Source organism: Phreatobacter sp. GW821-FHT04C01, assembly GCF_059420385.1.
In genome coordinates this window covers 668,745-689,872 of sequence record NZ_JBWKTP010000001.1, presented here as the reverse complement: position 1 = coordinate 689,872, position 21,128 = coordinate 668,745, and the positions used below count along the sequence as shown (strand labels likewise).

Annotated in this window: 22 protein-coding genes; 14 read left to right on the top strand and 8 right to left on the bottom strand. The window is 67.7% G+C overall.

Features of this window, described 5'->3' with window-relative positions:
• The first annotated feature begins 52 nt into the window (after positions 1 to 52).
• From AC07WJ_RS03250 to AC07WJ_RS03220, 7 genes are all read left to right on the top strand, one after another.
• Positions 53 to 913: a dioxygenase family protein gene (locus AC07WJ_RS03250; RefSeq protein ID WP_494933086.1), complete on the top strand. Its 861-nt coding sequence runs from the start codon at positions 53 to 55 to the stop codon at positions 911 to 913.
• Positions 914 to 920: 7 nt separating this feature from the next.
• Positions 921 to 1,673 carry an SDR family NAD(P)-dependent oxidoreductase gene (locus tag AC07WJ_RS03245; protein ID WP_494933085.1) on the top strand — a complete coding sequence of 251 codons (753 nt, stop codon included), beginning with the start codon at positions 921 to 923 and terminating at the stop codon, positions 1,671 to 1,673.
• A gap of 72 nt (positions 1,674 to 1,745) precedes the next feature.
• Positions 1,746 to 2,633, top strand: a complete 888-nt coding sequence (locus tag AC07WJ_RS03240; protein ID WP_494933823.1) for a beta-keto acid cleavage family enzyme — start codon at positions 1,746 to 1,748, stop codon at positions 2,631 to 2,633.
• Between the two features lie 46 nt (positions 2,634 to 2,679).
• A complete protein-coding gene (locus AC07WJ_RS03235; RefSeq protein ID WP_494933822.1) occupies positions 2,680 to 3,693 on the top strand; it encodes a quinone oxidoreductase family protein in 1,014 nt (337 codons plus the stop codon).
• Positions 3,694 to 3,698: 5 nt separating this feature from the next.
• Positions 3,699 to 4,046: a cupin domain-containing protein gene (locus AC07WJ_RS03230; RefSeq protein ID WP_494933084.1), complete on the top strand. Its 348-nt coding sequence runs from the start codon at positions 3,699 to 3,701 to the stop codon at positions 4,044 to 4,046.
• Between the two features lie 110 nt (positions 4,047 to 4,156).
• A complete protein-coding gene (locus AC07WJ_RS03225) occupies positions 4,157 to 5,128 on the top strand; it encodes a Bug family tripartite tricarboxylate transporter substrate binding protein (protein ID WP_494933083.1) in 972 nt (323 codons plus the stop codon).
• Between the two features lie 105 nt (positions 5,129 to 5,233).
• On the top strand, positions 5,234 to 6,715 hold the full coding sequence (locus tag AC07WJ_RS03220; protein WP_494933082.1) for an amidohydrolase family protein: 1,482 nt from the start codon (positions 5,234 to 5,236) through the stop codon (positions 6,713 to 6,715).
• Positions 6,716 to 6,780: 65 nt separating this feature from the next.
• On the opposite strand, the gene AC07WJ_RS03215 is transcribed toward AC07WJ_RS03220, so the two are convergent.
• Positions 6,781 to 6,975: a hypothetical protein gene (locus AC07WJ_RS03215; protein WP_494933081.1), complete on the bottom strand. Its 195-nt coding sequence runs from the start codon at positions 6,973 to 6,975 to the stop codon at positions 6,781 to 6,783.
• Between AC07WJ_RS03215 and AC07WJ_RS03210 the strand changes: the two genes are divergently transcribed.
• Positions 6,974 to 7,129: a hypothetical protein gene (locus AC07WJ_RS03210; protein WP_494933080.1), complete on the top strand. Its 156-nt coding sequence runs from the start codon at positions 6,974 to 6,976 to the stop codon at positions 7,127 to 7,129. The genes AC07WJ_RS03215 and AC07WJ_RS03210 overlap by 2 nt on opposite strands.
• Before the next feature lie 103 nt (positions 7,130 to 7,232).
• On the opposite strand, the gene mtaB is transcribed toward AC07WJ_RS03210, so the two are convergent.
• Both mtaB and dapF read right to left on the bottom strand, forming a co-directional pair.
• Positions 7,233 to 8,507 carry a tRNA (N(6)-L-threonylcarbamoyladenosine(37)-C(2))-methylthiotransferase MtaB gene (gene mtaB / locus AC07WJ_RS03205; protein WP_494933079.1) on the bottom strand — a complete coding sequence of 425 codons (1,275 nt, stop codon included), beginning with the start codon at positions 8,505 to 8,507 and terminating at the stop codon, positions 7,233 to 7,235.
• A gap of 3 nt (positions 8,508 to 8,510) precedes the next feature.
• Positions 8,511 to 9,377 carry a diaminopimelate epimerase gene (gene dapF / locus AC07WJ_RS03200; RefSeq protein ID WP_494933078.1) on the bottom strand — a complete coding sequence of 289 codons (867 nt, stop codon included), beginning with the start codon at positions 9,375 to 9,377 and terminating at the stop codon, positions 8,511 to 8,513.
• Between the two features lie 167 nt (positions 9,378 to 9,544).
• Here dapF and AC07WJ_RS03195 point away from each other — a divergent pair, with 167 nt between their 5' ends.
• Together AC07WJ_RS03195 and AC07WJ_RS03190 are read left to right on the top strand one after the other, a co-directional pair.
• Positions 9,545 to 10,288, top strand: coding sequence for a GyrI-like domain-containing protein (locus AC07WJ_RS03195; RefSeq protein ID WP_494933077.1), 744 nt, complete (start codon positions 9,545 to 9,547; stop codon positions 10,286 to 10,288).
• Between the two features lie 110 nt (positions 10,289 to 10,398).
• A complete protein-coding gene (locus AC07WJ_RS03190; RefSeq protein WP_494933076.1) occupies positions 10,399 to 11,199 on the top strand; it encodes a class I SAM-dependent methyltransferase in 801 nt (266 codons plus the stop codon).
• On the opposite strand, the gene AC07WJ_RS03185 is transcribed toward AC07WJ_RS03190, so the two are convergent.
• A complete protein-coding gene (locus AC07WJ_RS03185; RefSeq protein WP_494933075.1) occupies positions 11,189 to 11,692 on the bottom strand; it encodes a L,D-transpeptidase in 504 nt (167 codons plus the stop codon). The two genes, AC07WJ_RS03190 and AC07WJ_RS03185, sit on opposite strands and share 11 nt — an antisense overlap.
• A gap of 292 nt (positions 11,693 to 11,984) precedes the next feature.
• Here AC07WJ_RS03185 and AC07WJ_RS03180 point away from each other — a divergent pair, with 292 nt between their 5' ends.
• Together AC07WJ_RS03180 and AC07WJ_RS03175 are read left to right on the top strand one after the other, a co-directional pair.
• Positions 11,985 to 12,833, top strand: coding sequence for a hypothetical protein (locus AC07WJ_RS03180; protein WP_494933074.1), 849 nt, complete (start codon positions 11,985 to 11,987; stop codon positions 12,831 to 12,833).
• Between the two features lie 85 nt (positions 12,834 to 12,918).
• Positions 12,919 to 13,179 (top strand): hypothetical protein, encoded by a 261-nt coding sequence (locus AC07WJ_RS03175; protein ID WP_494933073.1) that lies wholly within the window; start codon positions 12,919 to 12,921, stop codon positions 13,177 to 13,179.
• A 58-nt stretch (positions 13,180 to 13,237) separates the two neighbouring features.
• Here AC07WJ_RS03175 and leuB read toward each other — a convergent pair whose 3' ends face one another.
• The 4 genes from leuB to AC07WJ_RS03155 form a co-directional block, all read right to left on the bottom strand.
• Entirely contained in the window at positions 13,238 to 14,350 is a 1,113-nt protein-coding gene (gene leuB, locus AC07WJ_RS03170; RefSeq protein ID WP_494933072.1) for a 3-isopropylmalate dehydrogenase, read from the bottom strand.
• A gap of 140 nt (positions 14,351 to 14,490) precedes the next feature.
• Positions 14,491 to 15,555 (bottom strand): DUF4167 domain-containing protein, encoded by a 1,065-nt coding sequence (locus tag AC07WJ_RS03165; RefSeq protein WP_494933071.1) that lies wholly within the window; start codon positions 15,553 to 15,555, stop codon positions 14,491 to 14,493.
• Positions 15,556 to 15,923: 368 nt separating this feature from the next.
• On the bottom strand, positions 15,924 to 16,979 hold the full coding sequence (locus AC07WJ_RS03160) for an aldo/keto reductase (RefSeq protein WP_494933070.1): 1,056 nt from the start codon (positions 16,977 to 16,979) through the stop codon (positions 15,924 to 15,926).
• A gap of 82 nt (positions 16,980 to 17,061) precedes the next feature.
• Positions 17,062 to 17,706: an arylesterase gene (locus AC07WJ_RS03155; RefSeq protein ID WP_494933069.1), complete on the bottom strand. Its 645-nt coding sequence runs from the start codon at positions 17,704 to 17,706 to the stop codon at positions 17,062 to 17,064.
• Between the two features lie 85 nt (positions 17,707 to 17,791).
• On the opposite strand from AC07WJ_RS03155, the gene AC07WJ_RS03150 reads away from it, so the two are divergent.
• On the top strand, positions 17,792 to 18,514 hold the full coding sequence (locus AC07WJ_RS03150) for an ABC transporter ATP-binding protein (protein WP_494933068.1): 723 nt from the start codon (positions 17,792 to 17,794) through the stop codon (positions 18,512 to 18,514).
• Entirely contained in the window at positions 18,514 to 21,081 is a 2,568-nt protein-coding gene (locus AC07WJ_RS03145) for an ABC transporter permease (RefSeq protein WP_494933067.1), read from the top strand. Before AC07WJ_RS03150 ends, AC07WJ_RS03145 begins: the two co-directional genes overlap by 1 nt.
• Positions 21,082 to 21,128: the final 47 nt, after the last annotated feature.

Below are 21,128 nucleotides of genomic sequence, written 5' to 3'. Positions count from 1 at the left end.
TCTTGACGATTGCAAACGATTGCAATAAATCTGTCCCAGGGGAGAGAGACAAATGATCATTGAACGCCAGGAACAGGTGACCGATGCCGTTCTCGCGGCAATGGCCAACACGAGCGATCCCCGGCTCGCCGAGATCATGACCTCCTTGGTCAAGCACCTGCACGCCTTCGCGCGCGACGTCAGGCTGACCGAGCCGGAATGGGAAAAGGCCATCGAATTCGTCGTCGGCCTCGGGCAATTGACCAACGACACCCATAACGAGGCCGTGCTGGCCTCGGATGCCGTCGGCTTTTCCACCCTGGTCTGCCTGCTCAACAACGGCAATGCCGGCAATACCGAGGCCGCGGCCGCGCTGCTCGGGCCGTTCTGGCGCATGAACTCGCCGCGAATGGAGAATGGCGGCTCGATCATCCGCTCGGAAACGCCCGGCGAAGAACTCGCCGCCTCCTGCCGCGTGGTCGATGCCGAAGGCCGGCCGATCGCCGGCGCCGAGGTCGACGTCTGGCAGGCATCCCCGGTCGGCATGTACGAAAACCAGGACGAGACCCAGGCCGACATGAACCTGCGGGGCAAGTTCCTGACCGACGCCGACGGCGTCTTTTCGTTCCACTCGGTGAAGCCTGCCGGCTATCCGGTGCCCACCCACGGCGTGGTCGGCAAGCTCCTGGCTGCCCAGAACCGGCACCCGTTCCGACCGGCGCATATCCATTTTCTCGTCTACAAGCCCGGCTTCAAGACCCTGATCACCCAGATCTTCGTCGAGGGCGATCAATATCTGGAAACCGACGTGGTGTTCGGCGTCACCAAGGCCCTGGTCGGCGGCATCGAAAAGACCGGCAAAGGTTATACGCTGCGCTATACTTTCGCGATGGAGCCGGGCGAAGCGGTTCTGCCGGTTCCGCCGATCAAGTGAGGATGTGATGACACTGGGTGCTGCGTTGAAGGGCAAGGTCGCGGTGGTGCTCGGCGGATCCGGCGGCATCGGCGCCGCCGCTGCCTATCTGCTGGCGGCCGAGGGCGCGACGGTCGTCGTCGTCTACCGCTCCGACAAGGCCGCCGCGGATGTCATCGTCGCCAGTCTGCCGGGCTCCGGTCACCTCGCGGCGACCGCGACGGTGGAGGATACGCCGACGTTGACGGCGCTTGCGGCGCAGGTCGAGCAGCAGTTCGGCCGTGCCGATATCCTGGTCAATTCCGCCGGCTTCACCAAGCCGGTGCCGTCGGGCGATCTCGACGCCCTGGACGACGCCTTCATAGACCGGATGTTCCAGGTCAACTGGCGCGGCCAGTTCGCCGCGATCCGGGCTTTCCGCCGGATGCTCGAGGCGAGCGGCAACGGCCTCATCGTCAACGTTTCGTCGATCGCCGCCTTGAACGGCGTCGGCTCCAACCTCGCCTATGCCGCGGTCAAGGCCGGCATGGACACCCTGACCAAGTCGCTCGCCCGGGCGCTTGCCCCGGAGATCCGGGTGATGAGCGTGTCGCCGGGCGTGGTCGATACCGATTTCGTGCCGGGACGCGGCGCCGAACAACTGGCCAAGATCGCCCCGACCATTCCCTTGAAGCGGGTCGCGACCCCCGATGACGTCGGCCGCGCCATCGTCGCCTGCGCCACCCATCTCACCTATTCGACCGGCTCGTTGATCATCGTCGACGGCGGCCGGGCCCTGTGACCTGACGCTTCCACATTCAAGACCACGGTCCAAGCCTTCAAGAAATCGTTCAAGGACACACTCATGCGCCCGATGCGGAACAAGGTCGTCATCACCTGCGCGGTGACCGGCAACCTCACCACGCCAGACCAGACCCCGCATCTTCCGATCACTCCGGAAGAGATCGCCGATGCCTGTCTCGGCGCGGCCGAAGCCGGCGCCGCCGTCACCCATATCCACGTGCGCGAGCCCGGCACCGGCCGGCCGTCCATGGCGCTCGAATATTACCAGGACGTGGTGGCGCGCATCCGCGCCCGCAATCAAAAGCTCATACTCAACATCACCACCGGGCCGGGCGGCCGGTTCGTGCCCTCCGAGGACGATCCGAAGATCGCTGCCCCCGGCACCACGCTGCTGGCGCCGGAAAAGCGTGTCGAGCATATCGCGGCGCTGAAGCCGGACATCTGCACGCTCGACCTCAACACCATGAATTCCGGCGGCCAGGTCGTCATCAACACACCCGGCAATGTCCGGCGCATGGCCAAGGTCATTCGCGCGGCCGGCGTCAAGCCGGAGATCGAGCTCTTCGATTCCGGCGACATCGCGCTGATGCACGACCTCCTCAAGGACGGCTCGATTTCCGGGCCCTGCATCGCCTCCTTCGTGCTGGGCGTGAAATACGGCTTCCAGCCCAGCCCCGAGACCGTGATCTATGCCCGCGACCTGCTGCCGGCCGATACCGAGTTCACCGTGATCGGCACGGGGCGGTCGAGCTTCCCGATGGTGGCGCAATCCGTGCTCGCCGGCGGCCATGCCCGCACCGGCCTCGAGGATGCGGTCTATCTCGACCGCGGAACGCTCGCGCCCTCCAATGCGGCGATGGTCGAGAAGGCCCGGCGCATCGTCGAGGAGCTGGGCGTCCAGATCGCCGGTCCGGACGAAGCGCGCGAGATTTTCCACCTGCCGTCGCGCGCGGCCTGATCCGGAGCACGCCATGCATGCGAGAACCGAGACCGGGGCCAAGACCGTGACAGGCACGAAGACGGCCGCGCTCGTCACGCGAAGCCTCAGGCTGAACGCCAAGGCCGACAGCGTCGAGACCATCGTGCCGACGATCGAGACGCTGCCGCTCGCGCGCCGGCGCGACGAGGATGTCCTGGTCGAGATCCGCGCCGCGGCCGTCAACCCGTCCGATGCCAAGGCGGCGATCGGCATGATGCCCTATGCGGTGTTTCCCCGGACGCCCGGCCGCGACTATGCCGGCGTGGTGGTCGACGGCCCGGCCGATCTGATCGGCAGGCAGGTGTTCGGCTCGTCGGGCGATCTCGGCATCCGCCGCGACGGCACCCACGCCTCCCACCTGGTGGTCGAGGCTGCGGCGCTGGTCGACAAGCCGGCCGGGGTGACGCTGGCTGAAGCCGCCGGCATCGGCGTGCCCTTCGTCACCGCCCAGGAAGGTTTCCGCCGCGCCGGCATGCCGAAGCCCGGCGAGACCGTGCTGATCCTCGGCCTGAACGGCAAGGTCGGCCAGGCCGCGGCCCAGATCGCCACCTGGCAAGGCGCCCATGTGATCGGCGTGGTGCGCCGGCCCGAGGGTTATGCCGGCCATGCCAACGGGCCGGTGACCGTGATCAATTCGGCCAGCGAGGACGTGGTCGCCCGCGTCAAGGACCTGACCGACGGCAAGGGCGCCGACATCGTCTACAACACGGTGGGCGAGCCCTATTACGAGACAGGCACCCGGTCGCTCAGGGTGCTCGGCCGGCAGATCTTCATCGCGGCGCTGAAGCAGACCGTCCCTTTCGACATCTTCGCCTTCTATCGCGGCCGCCATACCTATGTCGGCATCGATACGCTGGCATTGTCGTCGATCGCCACCGCCGAGGTGCTGCGCGACCTGGTGCCGGGTTTTGCCGCCGGCGCGCTGAAGCCGTTTCCGATCGAGGAGCGCGCGATCTATCCGCTCGACCGGGCGCGCGAGGCCTATGTCGCGGTGCTCAGCGCCGCGCGTGATCGCGTCATCTTCCTGCCGAACGGATAAACGCCATGCATGTCAATCGCTTCGCCGATCTGAAAGCCTATCAGGCCCCCGGCCACAACGACATGCGGATGCTGCGCATGCAGGGCCGCGAAGCCGGGCCCGCCGACATGATGTGGCTCGGCGTGTCGCAGATCCTCCCCGGAGGCAGCATCGACCTGTCGAGCTCGCCGGAAGAGAAATTCTACGTGGTCCTCGAGGGTGATCTGACCGTCGAGACCGAGGGCGGCGCCGCCACCCTCGGGCAATGGGACAGCTGCCGCATCGCGCCGCACGAGAAGCGCGCGCTCAAGAACCTGACCAACCGCACGGTCGTGGTGCTGCTCGCCATGCCCTTGCCCAAGACGGCGCCCTGAGCACATCGCCCAGTGCCTGAGAACTGACGACCGACAAGACCTCGCCCAAGCCAAGGCTACGCCAAGAAAAGCCATGTCATGACAAAATACAGGATCCGGAGGAACCCCCGATGTCTCGTCTCGACCGCAGGCAAGCCCTTGGACTGACCCTGATCGGCGCAGCCGGCCTTGCCCTCGGCAGCCGGCCTTCGTTCGCCCAGGCCGTGCCCAACCAGATGGTCCGGCTGATCGTTCCGTTCAGCGCCGGCAGCATGACCGATATCCTGGCCCGTTCGCTCGCCGAAAAGCTGCGCGAGAAATGGAACCAGCAGGTGATCGTCGAGAACCGGCCCGGCATTGCCGGCACCGGCGGCGTCGCCCGCTCGGCACCCGATGGCCTGACGCTGATGCTGACCTCCAACGGCCATACGGTGATCCGCAGCGTCAACAAGGACGTCACCTTCGATCCCGTGAAGGACTTCAGCGGCATCGCCAAGATCGCCTCCATGCCCTCGATCATGGTGGCGCCGCCGGAAGGCGACATCCGCACGCTGAAGGACCTGATCGACGCGGCAAAGGCCAAGCCCGGCCAGCTCAATTACGGCTCGGCCGGTCTCGGCAGCTCGACCGGCATCGCCGCCGAAGTGTTCCGCCAGGTCACCGGCACGCGCATGCAGCTGGTGCCTTACCGCGGCATGCCGGAGAGCCAGACCAGCGTGCTGCGTGGCGACAGCGCCTTCTGCTTCACCTTCTTCAATGTCGGCGGCGACCTGATCCAGGCCGGCCGGTTGCGCGCCCTGGCCGTCACCGGCGACACACGCATGGCGCAGCTGCCCGGCGTGCCGACCTTCAAGGAAGCCGGCCTCGCCGATTTCACCTACGACGCCTGGTTCGGCGTCATGGGACCGGCCGGCATGCCGAAACCGCTGGTCGCCCAGATCGCCCGTGACATTGCCGCGGGCCTCGGCGATGCCGACATCAAGACCCGCTTCGAACAGCAGGGCGTCAATCTCGCGACCACCACGCCCGAGGCCTTCGACGCCGAGATCGCCGGCGACGCCGAGCGCTACGGCCCGTTGGTCCGTCAGGCCGCCGGCGGCTGAGCCGGAGCCGCGGCGGCCGGCGACGACCCGGACGAACGACATGCCGTCGCACGGCGACCGACCGCCGTGCCCTCTGCCCCTGCGACCTCGAGATCGGACCTGCTCATGGCATCGGACCAAGACTTCACCGCGACCGGCATCGGCCGCCGCTCCCTGCTGGTCGCCGGCGCGGCCGCGGCCGCCGGCGCGCTGATCACGCCCGCCCGAGCCCAGGCGCCGGCAGCCGCGAATATCCGCGAGCGCAACGCGATCCTGATCCGTGGCGCCGCCATCGTGTCGATGGACCCGGCCGTCGGCGACCTCGTTCGCGGCGACATCCTGATCGAGAACGGCGCCATCTGGGCCATCGGCACGAATATCACCGCGCCCACCGACGCCCTGATCATCGACGGCTCAGGCAAGATCGCCTGTCCGGGTTTCGTCAACGGCCATGTCCACCTGCCGCAGACCCTGCAGCGCGGGCTTTCCGCCGACCATTCCTTCGGCGACTATTTCCGCACCGTGGTGCTGCGTTACTCGAACCGCATGACGCCCGCCGACGTGGCGCTCGGCGTGCGCGCCGGCGGCCTGCATGAAATGGCGGCCGGCACCACCACCATCGTCGACTGGAACCGCGAGGTGATCTCGCCCGACCATGCCGATGCCGCGGTCGAGGGCCATTTCGCCTCGGGAGCGCGTGCGGTGCTCTGCTACACGGTGCCGCTGCGGCCCCAGGACGGCTCGACGCCCAACCACGCCCGTATGCTCGAACATGCCAGGACGCTGAGGGCCGGCAGGCTCGCCGCCGAGACCGGCCGGGTCCGGCTCGGCGTCTGCCTGCCCGGTCCCGACTTCATGGCGCTGGAACCGGCGCTCGCCGATCTCGCCATGCTGCGCGAGCTCGACGTGCTCACCGCCTTCCACTGCGGCGCGCCGATCTATGCCGCCCGCAAGAAGCGGGTCGTGGCGACACTGGCCGAGCGGGGCTTCCTCGACCGCAACACCCAGCTCGTCCATGCCAATGATCTCGACCTCGACGAATACAAGATCGCCGCCGACAAGGGGGCATCGCTCGCCTCCACGCCCGAGGCCGAAATGCATATGGGCCACGGCTTTTCGGCCATTGGCCGGGCGCGCGACGCGGCCCTGCGGTTCAGCCTCGGCACCGACATTCCCTCGGCCTTCGGTGGCGGCATGCTGTCGCAGATGCGCGCCGCCTATTCAGCCGATCTGGCGCTGCGCAATGCCACAGCCTTCCGCGAGAGCGGCAAGGCGCCCGAGGTGAAACCCTGGTCGGCCCGCGCCATGCTGGAAGCGCTGACCATCGGCGCGGCGCGGGCGATCAACATGGACCGGATCATCGGTTCGCTGACGCCCGGCAAGCGCGCCGACATCCTGCTGTTCGATGCCGGCTCGATCGGCCTGGCGCCGGTCCTCGACCCGGTCGGTACCATCGTCCTGCAGGCGACGCCGGCCGATATCGACACGGTCATCGTCGACGGCCGGGTGATGAAATCCGGCGGCCGCCTGACCGACCCGGAATTGCCCGGGATCGTCGACGCGGTGAAGGCGCGGGCAGCCGCCATGGTCGAGGCGGCGACCCGCTGATCACGCGATCGGTGCCGCTTCGTCGCGCGGGCGGCGGCCCGCCGGGAACGCGCCGCCGGCGCCGATCAGGACAGGTCGCCTTTGACGACCGGCAGGTCGCGCGGCGCCTGCTCATGAAGCAGCCGCGTCGGCGCCATGATGATGGCCGCCGGCTGGTTGTGCATGGCCGCGTCGGAGGTTTGCGGGGCGATCAGCACCTTGCCCCAGAATGCCAGGGTCGCGACCAGGACGCCGGCGGCGAAATATCCGAATTTCGACATGACGAAACTCCTGCGTTCGGTGCGACGCACCGCGCTCAAGATGTCGAATTCTCAAATTACCCGCATGGCAATCCGCTTGCCCGCCGCCGGGAAAGGCAGCGCGGACAAGGGTTGGCTTTGTTTGATGGCCGGGAGGATAGGCAAGTTTCACTGATCGTAAATGTGAAATAAGAGGCAGAAATCGCGGTTGCCGGCAGGAAATATTGCGACGCGAAAAGACCGGGCCGCCCACCTCCGGGCGCTCGGCCGGCCATCGATCAGGCGGCGATCGCCTCTCGCCCGTCATGGGTCGCGACCGTCAGATCGACGATCTCGCCGGGTTCGACCGGCGATTTGAACCGAACCGGCGTGAAATGCTGGGTGCGGCCGAGATCGCGGGTTTCGGTCAGCACCTGGAACGGCCGCCCGACCATGCTGTCGAGATGCGCCGTCAGCGCCGCCTCGCCGCGACTGCGAAGGCGGCGCGCCCGCTCCTTCACGATGTCGCGAGGCACCTGCGGCATGCGGGCGGCCGGCGTGCCCGGCCGGGCCGAAAACGGGAAGACATGGAGGTGGGTCAGATCGCATTCCGCGACGATGTCGAGCGAACGGGCGAACATCTCCTCGGTCTCGGTCGGGAAGCCGGCAATGATATCGGCGCCGAACACCATATCGGGCCGCAGGCGCCGGACCTGCTGGCAGAATGCGATGGCATCATCCCGCAAATGGCGGCGCTTCATGCGCTTCAGCACCATGTCGTCGCCGGCCTGCAGGGACAGGTGGAGATGCGGCATGAAGCGTGCCTCCCCACCGATCACATCGAACAGGTCGGCATCGGCCTCGACCGAATCGATCGAGGAAATGCGCAGCCGCTCGAGCTCCGGCACATGCCTGAGGATCGCCTTGACCAGCGCGCCGAGCTTCGGCTCGCCCGGCAGGCCCTGCCCGTAGCTGGTGATGTCGACGCCCGTCAGCACCACCTCGCGATAGCCGTTCCCGGTCAGGCGGCGCACCTGGGTCACCACCTCGCCCATCGGCACCGACCGCGAATTGCCGCGGCCATAAGGGATGATGCAGAAGGTGCAGCGATGGTCGCAGCCGTTCTGGACCTGAACGAAGGCTCGCGACCGCCCCGTCAGGCCGTCGACCAGATGCAGCGCCTGCTCGCGCACCGCCATGATGTCGTTGACCGCCACCTTTTCGGTCGCGGCCACGCCGAAATCCGGGCCGCGCGCCAGCGCCTGGCGGGTCTCGCCCCAGGCCGCCCGCTTCATCTTCTCGTCATTGCCGATGACCCGGTCGACCTCGGCCATTTCGGCGAACATGGCGGGCTCCGTCTGCGCCGCGCAGCCGGTCACCACGATCCGCGCGGTCGGGTTCTCACGCTTCATGCGGCGAATGGTCTGGCGTGCCTGGCGGGTCGCTTCCGCCGTCACCGCACAGGTGTTGACGATGATGGCGTCGCCAAGCCCGGCCTCGTCGGCGAGCTTCTGCATCACCTCGGATTCCGAGGTGTTCAGCCGGCAGCCGAAGGTGACGACCTCGACCGCCATGGCTCAGGCGGCCGCCTGGAACAGGGCGGGATCGAAAGCGCCGGTCTGTTCGAGCTCGGTCGGACCGGTCATGATGACGTGATTGTCGTCGCGCCATTCGACCTTCAGCTCGCCGCCCGGCAGCACGATGGTCGCCGACCGGCCGGTGCGCCGGGTGCGGGCCGCCGCGACGAGAACGGCGCAGGCGGCCGAGCCGCAGGCCCGGGTAATGCCGGTTCCGCGTTCCCAGACACGCAGCACGATCCGATCCGGGGACTTGACCGCGGCCAGCGAAATATTGGCCCGATCCGGGAAGATCGGATGGTTCTCCAGGAGCGGACCGATCTTCGCGAGATCGAAGGCATAGGGGTCGTCGACCCAGAACACCGCGTGGGGGTTGCCCATCGACACGACCGAGGGCGAGTGCAATACCGGCGCGTCGATCGGACCGATCTGCAGCTCGATGGCGCGGGTGTCGCGAAACTCCTCGGCGAGCGGAATGTCGCGCCAGCCGAACTTCGGCTCGCCCATGTCGACCGAGAACGTCTCGCGGGCGAGCCGCCGGCAGGCCAGCAGGCCGGCCTTGGTCTCGACCGTGACGCTGTCGCGTTCGGTGCCCTCGGTGAGCACCCAGGCGACGCAACGCGTACCGTTGCCGCAGGCACCGGCTTCCGATCCGTCGTTATTGTAGATCCGGACGAAAGCCTCGGTCCCGGCCATGCGCGGCGCGTGCAGCACCATCAGCTGATCGAAATGGCTGCCGTCGCCGCCGGCGATGGCACGCGCCTCGGCAGCCGTCACCACATGGCTCGACCGTCTGAGGTCGACGACCACGATCTCATTTCCGGCGCCGTTCATCTTCCAGAACGGCTGGTGCGCAAGCGGGCTCATGGGACAGCACGTCATCCAATAGCGAAGGTCATGCATTAAAAAGCATGCCTTTGAGAGTGACGCCGAGGCGTTTCCGTTCTCTATATAGGTTATCGTCGTCCTGTCCAAAATGGCCGCGCCGCAAAGCACCTGGCCGGCATTCGAAAGCATGTGAGAGGCAGCAAGCCATGAAGCCAGCGCTCCTGTCCGCGATGCTCGTTGCCGGCCTGTCCGTGCCGGCGCCGCCGCTTCTGGCCCAGACGGCGCCCGCGGCCCCGCAGGCCCAGGCGACGCCGCAACCGGCCAATCCGCCGGCGCCCGCCCCGGACATCCCCGCCGTCCCGGCGCCGCCGCCGGTCGCGACCCCCGCGCCGCAGCCGCCGGTCCCCGGCACGCCCGCACCCGAGACCCCGCCGGCGACCGCGCAGACACCGCCCACCCGCCCGGCCGATCCGGTCGAATCGGCCGGTTTCGGCGACGAGATCACGCTCACCGCCCGTCCCGCCCTGGTGCTGTCGGGGCGCGCCACCTGGGATGATCTCTACGGCACGTTCCGCCGGACCCTGGAGCAGCTGAACGGCCTCGCCCGGGCCCAGGGGGTCGTCGCGGCGGGTCCGCCGATGATCCGCTTCGTGTCCTCGACCGACGAGCAGGCCGACTATGAGGCCATCCTGCCGGTCGTCGCGCTGAGCCAGGCGCCGGAACGCTACCTGCCGGCGCGCCCCGGCACGACGCCGGCCGGGCAGGCCTACCGGTTCGTCCATTTCGGCGGCTACGACACGATGGAACAGACCTACGACGAGATCACCAATTTCCTCGACGAGCGGTCGATCCAGGCCGAGGATTCCTTCGTCGAGGAATATGTCCGTGATCCCGACACCACCTCGGAGGTGGACTTGGCGACCTTCATCTACGTCTTTCCGAAACGCTAGGCGTCCCGCTTCCGGCGCACCGGCGCCAAGGCGTTCCACTCGCTTCCCTCAGTACCATCGGGCATCGTTGCCCCATGGGCGTCCGGCGCCCCGATGACCAAGGCAGATCGATGACAAGTGTCCGCTTCGACCCGGTCATGGACGAAATGATCGTTCATGGCGGCGTGCTCTACCTGAAGGTGCTGAGCCATATCGCGCAGCTCTGCAAGGCCAAGAGCTATCTCGAAATCGGCACCAATGAAGGGTTTTCGCTGGCAGGCATCCACTGTGCCTCGATCGCGATCGATCCCCATTTCGTGCTCAAGCACGACGTGATCGGCAACAAGCCGGTCTGCCTGATGTACCAGTGCACGAGCGACGATTTCTTTCGGCGCCACGATCCCCGCGCGCTTCTCGGCGGCCCGATCGACCTGGCCTTTCTCGACGGCATGCACCACTACGAATATCTGCTACGGGACTTCATCAATACCGAGAAGAATTGCGAGGCTTCATCGATCATCGCGTTGCATGATTGCCTGCCGCCGACGGCCGAAATGACCTCGCGGACCCGTCGCGAGGCGCTGCAGAATCCGAAATTCAGGACCTACTGGACGGGCGACGTATGGAAGACGGCGGCCATCCTGCAAAGATACCGTCCCGACCTGAAGCTGATCTTCCTGGACGCCCCGCCGACCGGCCTTCTGCTCTGCACCAATCTCGACCCGCGCTCGACACTGCTGAGCGAGCGCTACGACGCGATCGTCGCGGACTTCGCGCCGCGTGGCGACGATCACGGCCGGCTGCGCGACTTCATCGCCGGCGTGACGCTGACACCGACGAGCGCCGTCGAGACACGCCAAGGCCTGCGCGCGCTGACGACGCGCACAAGCGAGCGCCCGCGCTGGCCGCGGGCGCCTGCGGTCAGCGCGTGACCACGACCCGCGTGCCGACGCTGACGCGGCTCATCAAGTCGACCACATCCGCATTATGCATGCGGAAACAGCCATAAGAGGCCGCGCGGCCGACCGAATTGGGCGCATTGGTGCCGTGAATGGCATATTCGCCACCGGCCAGCGTCATCGCCGCCTCACCCATCGGATTGTTCGGCGCGCCGCCCGGAATGAGATCGGGAATGCTCGGCCGGTCATGCTTGACCACGGCCGGCGGCGCCCAGGCCGGGCGGACATGGCGGCCATTGATGACGGTCACGCCTTCCCATTGCTTGCTGGCCATGCCGACCGCCACCGTATAGCGGATCGCCGTGCCGTCGGCCTGCACCAGGTAAAGCCGGCGCTCGGAATTGCGGATGATGATCGTTCCAGGCTCGGCATTCATGTTCAGGCGCACGATATCGCGCGCCTCTACTTGGCCGGCCGCGCCGAAAATTGGCGCAACAAAACACGCGGCGGCAAGCCACCGTAACATTGTCGTCCCCATAACACTCTCCCACGCCGCTCCTTCGGTCCCAGCGGTCGAGGGCCAGGAAACAGGGCCGCGCTTTCTATTGTGTTGTTGAGTGAAGATTATTGGCGCCGAGAGTCAACGAGTGGTTTCTTGACGGAAACAGGTTCCTGGCGCGTGTTGCGGCGCTGCAACGCTGCGTCAGTTTGATGACGAAGCATAAACCATGATCGCCGTTCACCCGGCATCAACCATATCGCTATACCGCCGCCTCACCGGCTGCCCGCCATGATCCCGGGCGAGACGGGAGATGGCCGTGGCCAAGGATCTGGCGACCCAGCAGGAGAGCGAACCGGCAGCGGAGCAAGCCGTCGGCGCGCCGGCCGCCGCCGCCATGCCCGCCGGCCATGCGCCCAAGCACCGGTCGCTCGGCCTGCTCGGCTATCTTGGCCTCGGCCTGATCCTGTCGGCGCCGATCGGCGCGCTCTCGGTTGCCGCCGTCGCCGGCAGCCAGCAGGCCGCCGAGACGATCGAGCCGCGCGACGCGACGCCGGTCTGGCGTGCCTCCACGGCGCGCCATGGCGGCTTCGACCTGGACGCGCCCCGCTGGCGCCCGCTCGGCCTGAGAACCAGCGTGCTGCGCCGCTCCGACGGTGTCAGCCGCGATCTCTTCTTGTTCGGCGAAGCGACCGGCGAGCATCGGCATGCCGCGATGGCGATCGACCGTGGCGAAACCGGCCATGTCGCGGCGGAGCAGGACATCGCCGCCTTGATCGCCGATCTGGGCGTGCCGGCGCGGCTCAAGCCGAGCCACGAAGCGCTCGCCAGCAAATTCGGACCGCTGCCGACCGCCGATATCGCCATTGACGGCCCGGCCGGACCGAAAGCCTGCCTCGGCTTCGCACTCCGCTCGCCGGAAGCGCGCCTGCGTGTCGTCGGCTGGGTCTGCAATGCCGGGCCCGAAATCGTCAACCGTGCCGATGTCAGCTGTTTCATCGATCGCCTGGTGACGATCGGCGCCGGCGACCAGGCGTTGGCGGCCATTTTCGTCAAGGCGGAACTGAACCGGCAGCCGTGCGGCGCGGTCCAGCCCGGCGTCACGGCCGGCACGCCGCGCCTGTTCCAGAACGAGGGTCAGGCCCGGCTGCGCCTGCGCCGGCTTTGACCGGACGTCCGCCCGGCACGGCGAATTTAACGCCTCATTAACCATAACGCCCCATCCTGGCGCCGAAACAGGATCGGAGACAATCATGGCTATTGGTCAGGTGGGTTCACCGACGATCGGCACCGTGACGCCCGCGGGCCCGTCCTCCGGGCAAAATCAATCGACCGGCATTCCGCGCAACGAGACGCCGACCCGGGCGGTCCGAACCGCCGAGGTCAATGTCACGCTGTCGCCGGCGGCACGCCAGCATCTGTCGCGGATGGAAGGTTTCGCCGCCACCATCGGCACGCCGAAGCAGCCGAAGACCATGAGCAAGCCGGGCGTCAATCTCGACCTGAGCGTCTGACCTCGGCGCCACGGGTTTCCGGTACGGCCGCCGCTGAGGCCGCGGCCGCCCGGGCGCGTCAGGCCGCCAGCCGCTGCAATTCCTTCAGGATCGCATCGCCCATGGCCCCGGTTCCGACCACATGGGTGTTGTCGGATTTGATATCGGCCGTGCGCAGGCCCGAGGCCAGCACATTGGTGATCGCCTTGTCGAGCATGTCGGCGGCGTCGATCGCCTTGAACGAATAGCGCAGCGCCATCGAGAACGACGAGATCGTCGCGATCGGATTGGCCAGTCCCTTGCCGGCGATGTCCGGGGCCGAGCCGTGCACCGGCTCGTAGAGCGCCTTGCGCTTGCCGGAAGCGGCATCCTCCGCGCCGAGCGAGGCCGACGGCAGCATGCCGAGCGAGCCGGTCAGCATGGCGGCGATATCGGACAGGATGTCGCCGAACAGATTGTCGGTCACCAGCACGTCATACTGCTTGGGCCAGCGCACCAGCTGCATGGCGCAATTGTCGGCCAGCACATGCTCCAGCTCGACATCGGCGAACTCGGCCTTGTGGACCCGCGTGACGATCTGCTTCCACAGCACGCCGGTCTTCATGACATTGTGCTTTTCGGCCGAGGAGACCTTGTTGCGCCGGGTCTTGGCGAGCTCGAAAGCGACCCGCGTGATGCGCTCGATTTCACCGGTCGTGTAGACCTGGGTGTCGATACCGCGCTGCGAGCCGTCTTCCAGCGTCACGATCTCCTTCGGTTCGCCGAAATAGACGCCGCCGGTGAGCTCGCGCACGATCAGGATGTCGAGGCCCTCGACCACCTCCGGCTTCAGCGACGAAGCCGCCGCCAGCGCCGGGAAGCAGATCGCCGGCCGCAGGTTGGCGAACAGGCCGAGATCCCGGCGCAGCCTGAGCAGGCCGGCCTCGGGGCGCTTGGAATAGGGCACGTCGGCCCATTTCGGGCCGCCGACCGCGCCGAACAGCACCGCGTCGGCGGCCTGCGCCAGCGCCATGTCGGAATTCGAGATCGCCTCGCCATGGGCGTCATAAGCGGTGCCGCCGACCAGGCCGCGTTCGACCTCGAACGCCGCGACGCCCTGCCGGGTGAACCAGCCGACGATCTTTTCGACCTCGGCCATGACCTCGGGACCAATGCCGTCGCCGGGCAGAACGAGAAGTTTTTGCGTGGCCATGGCCGTTTCCCCTTGTTGGCAGCGCAGGGGCTTTAGCGTGCCGGACCAAGGCGAGGCAAGATGCCAAAATGCCGAGCTGCCACAATCGCAAAGGGCGCGCCCGTTGGACGCGCCCCTCGTTCATGCGGGATGGCGAGGCCTCACTCGGCGGTGGTCTTCTCCGGGCCGGCCTCGACCGCCGCCTCTTCGCTGCTGATGCGCGGCGTACGACGCCGGCGCGGCTTGGGCGCGGGCGCCGCTTCCTCGACCACGGCAGCCACGGCGGCCACGGCCGCCGGCGCACCGCCACCGGTGATGAAGGCCGGCAGCCCGATATTCACCTCTTCCTCGCGCTTGGCCGGCTCGCGCGGCGCGGGCTCGCGGGGAGCCGGCTCGCGGGCTTCGCGCGGCATGGGCGCAGCCGCCTGCGCCGGCGGCTCCGCGCCCTCGGCGCCTTCGCCTTCGGGCGCGCCATCGCGCCGGCCGCGATCGGCGAAACGCTCGGCGCGACGGCGCTCGAAGCGCTCGCGACGGCTTTCATAGGGACGGCCGTCGGGCCGCAGCCCCTCGCGCGGCGGCTGCGCGCCGCCCTCACCCTCGGGCTGGCCGGCGAGATCCGGCTGCTCGGCGGCCGACGGGTCGGCCTGGAAACGCTGGCGATCCGGGAAGCGCTGGCGGTCCGGGAACCGCTCACCGCGGTTCTGGCCCTGGAAGTCGCGCCGTTCGCCTTGGTACTCGCGATTCTGGCCCTGGAAATCGCGGTTCTGGCCTTGGAATTCCCGGTTCTGGCCCTGGAAATCGCGCTGGCCGCCGAATTCGTTGCGCGGCTGCGCCTGCGGCGGCGGCTCGGGCCTGACCTGCACCGGCGATTCGAACCGCTTGTCGAACGGGCTGGCGAATTCATCGTCGTCGTCGCCGTCGTCGCCGTCATCCTCGGCACCGGGCTGCCCGGCATAGGGATTCTGCTGACGCAGCGCGTCATGCGCCGAAGCGATGATGCGGAAATAGTGCTCGGCGTGCTGGAGATAGTTTTCCGCCGCCACCGGGTCGCCCGACGAATGGGCGTCACGCGCCAGTTGCAGATATTTCTCTGCGATGTGCTGGGCGGTACCGCGGATCTTCACGTCCGGCCCGTTCGATTCATAGCCTCGCGACAGCGGGTTGGGACCCTTGCCGCCACGGTTGTTGTTGCGGCCGCGCATGCGCTTGTTGTTGCCGTTTCTCATGTCGGTCCTTCTTCGACCTGAAGTGGCCGCCCCGTTCAATGCGGCGCGCCCGGATTTTGGAGCCGCTGCCGGCAGGAACCCGTTGGCCTCGGTGGCTCGGTCCTGCCGCACTTGCGGCGTTCAGCGGTCTTGCGGTTTTCGAGCGCGGGCACCCTGCCCGGCCTGCTTCGCTCTGTCTTGCGAAGTCCTCTTTCGGGATCGGATCGTGACGCCCCTCGCGCCGCGTGTCCGAAGTTTCTACCCCACCAGACCTGTTTGGTATCTCTGGTCGATGCGCGGATTTTACCCGGACCGCACCGATTCCCATGTCCCCAAGCTAGCCGGTCCTTCGGCCGATTCCAAGCAGATTCTACGAAACACCGCCAGGGTCATGGCGACGGGTTGCCGCGCAGCTGGTGAATTGCATCGATCTTGGCCAGCACATCCGGCGCCAGGACAACGCCGCCGGCATCGACCGCCACCTTCAATTGGGCCATTGATGTCGCCCCGATAATGGCCGAAGTGACGAAACCGCGGCTGATCACGAAGGCGATAGCCAAGGTGGCGCCATCGAGACCGGCTTCGGCCGCCGCCGCCAGATAATCCTTGATCGCCGCTTCGGCACCCGGCTTTTCATAACGCTGCTGGCGGTTGAACAGCGTCGCCCGCGCGCCGGCCGGCCGGGCGCCGTCGAGATACTTGCCGGTCAGGAAGCCTTGCGCCAGCGGCGAATAGGCGAGCAGTCCCACCTGTTCACGCAAGGCCACCTCGGCGAGCGCCGTCTCGAAGGTGCGGTTGAGCAGGTGGTAGGCGTTCTGCACCGATTGCACCCGCGGCAAGCCGCGGCTGGCGCTCTCAGCGAGGAACGACATCGTGCCCCAGGCACTTTCGTTCGACAGCCCGATGAAACGCACCTTGCCGGCACGAACGAAGCCGGCGAGCACGTCGAGCTGCTCGCCGATCGAGGTCTCGTCGTCGCGCGGCGCCCACAAGCCGGCCTCGAAACGGCTCGGATTGGCTCCGAACGGCGCCGGCCGCTCCGGCCAGTGCAATTGATAGAGGTCGATATAGTCGGTGCCGAGCCGCTTCAGGCTGTTGTCGAGCGCTTCCGTCATCTGCGCGCGATTGAGCCGGGTCGGCTGGCGATCGGCGCGCAGCCAGTCCATCTGGCCGGCGCCGGCGACCTTGCTGGCGATGATCATGTCGTCGCGCTTGCCGCGCCGTTTCAGCCAGGAGCCGACGATGCGCTCGGTCGAGCCATAGGTTTCCGGCTTCGGCGGCACCGAATACATTTCGGCCGTATCGAAGAAATTGATGCCCCGCGACACGGCATAGTCCATCTGCGCGTGCCCTTCCGCCTCGGTGTTCTGCTCGCCGAAGGTCATGGTGCCGAGGCACACGGCGGAGACGTTCACGCCGGTGCGGCCGAGGGGACGGGTCTGCATGGAAGCGCTGCTCTGGGCTGGAAAGGGCTGTTTCGAAAGAGAATACAAGCCCGGCCGTGGTTAGGCAGCCGAACCGCCGCCGTCAACCGTCGCGCCGGGCCCTGACGGCCGCGATCAGCTCCTCGACCTTCGGCAGGATGCGCTGGACCATGACGTCGACCCCCCGGGCGTTCGGGTGCATGCCATCGGCCAGGCTGAGGCCGGCGACCGTCGCCACACCGTCGAGGAAGAAAGGATCGAGGATCAGCCCATGCTTGCCGGCGAGGTCGGGAAAGATCGGATTGAACGCGCCGGCATAGGCCGACCCCATATTGGGCGGCGCCAGCATGCCGGCCATCAGCACCTCGATCCGCCGCTCCTTCAGCCGGGCGATGATGGTGTCGAGATTGCTGCGGGTGATCGCCGGATCGAGCCCGCGCAGGGCGTCGTTGGCACCGAGCTCCAGGATCACCGCGTCGGTGCCTTCGGCCACCGACCAGTCCAGCCGCTCCAGCCCGCCGGTCGAGGTATCACCCGACACGCCGGCGTTCTCGACACTGACCACCTGGCCCCGCGCCCTGAGCGCCGCCTGCAGTTTCGCCGGAAAGGCGTCGGCCGCCGGCAACTGATAGCCCGCGCTCAGGCTGTCGCCGAGCACCACGAGCTTCACCTCGCGCGGCGCCTGCGCATGGGCCGCCCCGGACAAAACACCGCAGACGATCAACAACGAAGTGAAGAGGGTTCGCATGCTAACACCCTTTCAAAGCCGACTTTGACTGCCATCTAAGAATCTTTGTGCATCGCCGCAATCGTCTCCAACCGCGAATGTTCTCATGGATGCCCTGACTCCTGCCTCCCTGTCCAAACGCCGATCGATCGCGCTGGACCGCATCGACCTGTCGCTCGGACGCGGCGCCTCGCGCGTCCATATCCTGAAGGACCTGTCACTTGCGATCGCGCCGGGCGAGAGCGTCGGGCTGGTCGGCCCGTCCGGTTCGGGAAAATCGACGCTGCTGATGGTCATGGCCGGGCTGGAGCGGCCGGATTCCGGTGCGGTCGTCGTCGCCGGCGAAGACATCACCAGGCTGGATGAAGACGGGCTGGCGCGCTTTCGCGGCCGCCATGTCGGCATCGTGTTCCAGTCCTTCCATCTGATCCCGACCATGACGGCGCTGGAAAACGTCGCCGTGCCGCTCGAGCTCGCCGGCGATCCCGACGCCTTCGACAAGGCGGCCAACGAACTCGAAGCGCTCGGCCTCGGATCGCGGCTCAATCACTATCCCGCCCAAATGTCCGGCGGCGAGCAGCAGCGCACGGCGCTCGCCCGCGCGCTCTCGGTGCAGCCGGCCATCCTGTTCGCCGACGAGCCGACCGGCAATCTGGATGAAGCCACCGGCAAGAACGTCATCGACCTGATGTTCGCCAAACAGGCGGAACGCGGCGCGACGCTGGTGCTGGTGACCCATGACCGCGGCCTGGCGGAACGTTGCGACCGGGTCGTCCGGCTGCGCTCCGGCACCATTGTCGAGGATGTCAGGATGGCGGAGCGGGTGTGATGACGAGTTTCGTCGCCCGCCCCTCGCGCCTCCCGACCGCAATTCGCCTGGGCCTCCGGGACCTCCGTGGCGGCCTCAAGGGCTTCGGCATCTTCCTCGCCTGCATCGCGCTCGGCGTCACCGCCATTGCCGGCGTCGGCTCGTTTTCGCGCGGCCTGGTCGAGGGCCTGCATCGCGAAGGCCGGGTGATCCTCGGCGCCGATGCCTCGTTCCAGGTCATGCACCAGGAGCTCGCCCCGGACGCCGTGGCGGCCCTCGCCGGCCGCGGCACGCTCGCCACCATGGCGGCCACCCGCGCCATGGCACGCATCGAGACCGGACGCTCAGCCCTGGTCGAGATCAAGGCCGTCGATCCGCTCTATTACCCGCTCATCGGCTCGCTCGAAACCGAGCCTGCCGGCTCGACCGTCGACCTGCTGGCCGCACGCGACGGCCTGCCCGGCGTGCTGGTCGAGCCGGCCCTGCTCGCCCGCCTCGACCTCAAGCTCGGCGATCCCCTGATCCTCGGCGACCTGACGGTGACCGTTCGCGGCCTCATCCGGCAGGAGCCCGACCGGCTCGCCGGCGGCATCGGTTTCGGCCCGCGGCTGATCATCTCGCTCGATGCCTTCCGCCAGACCGGCCTGATCCAGCCAGGATCGCTGATCCGCTGGCTCTATCAGCTCCGCCTCGAGCAGCGGCTCGCCGGCGATTCCGACGTGTTGCGGGTCGTCGCCGACATGCGCCAGCGCTTCCCCGAGGCGGGCTTCGACGTTCGCACCCGGATCAACGCCTCGCCCCAATTGGCCAACCAGGTGCAGCGCTTCTCGCAGTTCCTGACCCTGGTCGGCCTGACCGCCCTCTTGATCGGCGGCGTCGGCGTCGCCAATGCGGTGGCGAGCCTGGTCGATCGCAAGCGCGACGACATCGCCACGCTGAAGGCGCTCGGCGCCACCGGCGGCCTGGTCTTCGCGGTCAGCCTGACCCAGATCGGCGGCTTGGCGCTGATCGGCACGCTGATCGGCCTCGCGCTCGGCGCGGCGCTGCCCTATGCCGTGCTCTATCTGTTCGGTTCGTTCATTCCGGTGCCGGTCGCCGTCGGATTCTATCCCGGCGAGCTCGCCATGGCGGCCGGCTTCGGCCTGCTGGTGGCGCTGGCCTTCGCGCTCTGGCCGCTCGGACGCGCCCATGACGTGCCGGTCGCCGCGCTGTTCCGCGACACCGTCGACAGCGACGGCCGCCTGCCGCGCAAGCGTTATATGCTGATGACCGGCGCGGCGCTCGGCGGCCTCGTTGCGCTGGCGATCGGCGCGGCCTTCAATCCGCGGCTGGCGCTGATGTTCATGCTCGGCGCCGCCGGCTCGTTCGTGATCCTGCGCCTGGTCGCCTTCGGCGTCATGGCGCTGGCCGCCCGCCTGCCGCGCCCGCGCCATACCGGCCTGCGCCTGGCGATCGCCAACCTGCACCGGCCGGGCGCCCTGACGCCAGCCGTGGTGCTGTCGCTCGGCCTCGGCTTGACGCTGCTGTCGGTGATCGCCCTGGTCGATGCCAGCTTCCGCCGTCAGATCGAGACCGCTCTGCCGGAACGCGCGCCATCGTTCTTTTTCGTCGACATTCCCAATTCCGAGGCGCCGCGCTTCGATGCCTTCATCGCGGCCGAGGCGCCCGGTGCCCTGCTCGACCGGGTGCCCATGCTGCGCGGCCGCTTCGTCCGGCTCGGCAACCGGCCGGTCGAGGAGATCCGCGCGCCCGACGAGATTCGCTGGGCGCTGTCGGGCGACCGCGGCATCACCTACGCGTCCACGGTGCCGAAGAACTCGCGCCTCGTCGAAGGCGAATGGTGGCCGGCCGACTATGCCGGACCGCCGCTCGTGTCGTTCGACGAGCGCATGGGCGCGGGTTTCGGGCTGAAACTCGGCGACGAGGTCGTGGTCAATGTGCTCGGCCGCAACATGACCGCCCGCATCGCCAATTTCCGCAATATCCAATGGGACAATCTGGGCATCAATTTCATCGTGGTGTTCTCGCCCAACACGTTCCGCGGCGCGCCGCACAGCCATCTGGCCACCCTGACCTTCCCGGACCAGAAGCCGGCCGCCGAGGAGATCGCCTTGCTGCAGGCGGTGGCCGGGCAGTTCCCTTCCGTCACCACCGTCAGGGTCAAGGACGCGCTCGAGGCGGTCGGCCAGCTCGCCACCCAGATCGCCACCGCGATCCGCGGCGCCAGCGTGGTGACCTTGATCGCCTCCATCCTGGTGCTCGCCGGCGCGCTCGCCGCCGGCCATCGCGCCAGGGTCTATGACGCGGTCATCCTGAAGACGCTCGGTGCCAGCCGGGCGATGCTGATCGGCACCTATGCCATCGAATATGCCGTGCTCGGCACGGTCACGGCCCTGTTCGGGATCGCCGCCGGCAGTCTTGCCGCCTGGCTGGTCACCACCGAGGTCATGACCATTCCCTTCGTCTTCTCGCCGCTCGCCGGTTTCGGCATAGTCGGGCTCGCCATCATCTTGACGGTCGGCTTCGGTCTCTTCGGAACCTGGCGGGCGCTCGGAGAAAAACCTGCGCCGGTTCTGCGCAACATGTGACGGATACACGACCGCGCGATGAATAACGCCGCAGTGCAGCCTTGCGA

Bases quoted from the DNA above. Each gene is read 5' to 3' on its own strand.
- AC07WJ_RS03190 (WP_494933076.1), top strand. From the start codon at position 10,399: ATGACAAGTGTCCGCTTCGACCCGGTCATGGACGAAATGATCGTTCAT.
- AC07WJ_RS03230 (WP_494933084.1), top strand. From the start codon at position 3,699: ATGCATGTCAATCGCTTCGCCGATCTGAAAGCCTATCAGGCCCCCGGC.
- AC07WJ_RS03160 (WP_494933070.1), bottom strand. From the start codon at position 16,979: ATGCAGACCCGTCCCCTCGGCCGCACCGGCGTGAACGTCTCCGCCGTG.
- AC07WJ_RS03175 (WP_494933073.1), top strand. From the start codon at position 12,919: ATGGCTATTGGTCAGGTGGGTTCACCGACGATCGGCACCGTGACGCCC.
- AC07WJ_RS03150 (WP_494933068.1), top strand. From the start codon at position 17,792: ATGGATGCCCTGACTCCTGCCTCCCTGTCCAAACGCCGATCGATCGCG.
- AC07WJ_RS03225 (WP_494933083.1), top strand. From the start codon at position 4,157: ATGTCTCGTCTCGACCGCAGGCAAGCCCTTGGACTGACCCTGATCGGC.
- AC07WJ_RS03245 (WP_494933085.1), top strand. From the start codon at position 921: ATGACACTGGGTGCTGCGTTGAAGGGCAAGGTCGCGGTGGTGCTCGGC.
- dapF (WP_494933078.1), bottom strand. From the start codon at position 9,377: ATGAGCCCGCTTGCGCACCAGCCGTTCTGGAAGATGAACGGCGCCGGA.
- AC07WJ_RS03185 (WP_494933075.1), bottom strand. From the start codon at position 11,692: ATGTTACGGTGGCTTGCCGCCGCGTGTTTTGTTGCGCCAATTTTCGGC.
- AC07WJ_RS03240 (WP_494933823.1), top strand. From the start codon at position 1,746: ATGCGGAACAAGGTCGTCATCACCTGCGCGGTGACCGGCAACCTCACC.
- AC07WJ_RS03145 (WP_494933067.1), top strand. From the start codon at position 18,514: ATGACGAGTTTCGTCGCCCGCCCCTCGCGCCTCCCGACCGCAATTCGC.
- mtaB (WP_494933079.1), bottom strand. From the start codon at position 8,507: ATGGCGGTCGAGGTCGTCACCTTCGGCTGCCGGCTGAACACCTCGGAA.
- AC07WJ_RS03250 (WP_494933086.1), top strand. From the start codon at position 53: ATGATCATTGAACGCCAGGAACAGGTGACCGATGCCGTTCTCGCGGCA.
- AC07WJ_RS03155 (WP_494933069.1), bottom strand. From the start codon at position 17,706: ATGCGAACCCTCTTCACTTCGTTGTTGATCGTCTGCGGTGTTTTGTCC.
- AC07WJ_RS03220 (WP_494933082.1), top strand. From the start codon at position 5,234: ATGGCATCGGACCAAGACTTCACCGCGACCGGCATCGGCCGCCGCTCC.
- AC07WJ_RS03210 (WP_494933080.1), top strand. From the start codon at position 6,974: ATGACGAAACTCCTGCGTTCGGTGCGACGCACCGCGCTCAAGATGTCG.
- AC07WJ_RS03195 (WP_494933077.1), top strand. From the start codon at position 9,545: ATGAAGCCAGCGCTCCTGTCCGCGATGCTCGTTGCCGGCCTGTCCGTG.
- leuB (WP_494933072.1), bottom strand. From the start codon at position 14,350: ATGGCCACGCAAAAACTTCTCGTTCTGCCCGGCGACGGCATTGGTCCC.
- AC07WJ_RS03215 (WP_494933081.1), bottom strand. From the start codon at position 6,975: ATGTCGAAATTCGGATATTTCGCCGCCGGCGTCCTGGTCGCGACCCTG.
- AC07WJ_RS03165 (WP_494933071.1), bottom strand. From the start codon at position 15,555: ATGAGAAACGGCAACAACAAGCGCATGCGCGGCCGCAACAACAACCGT.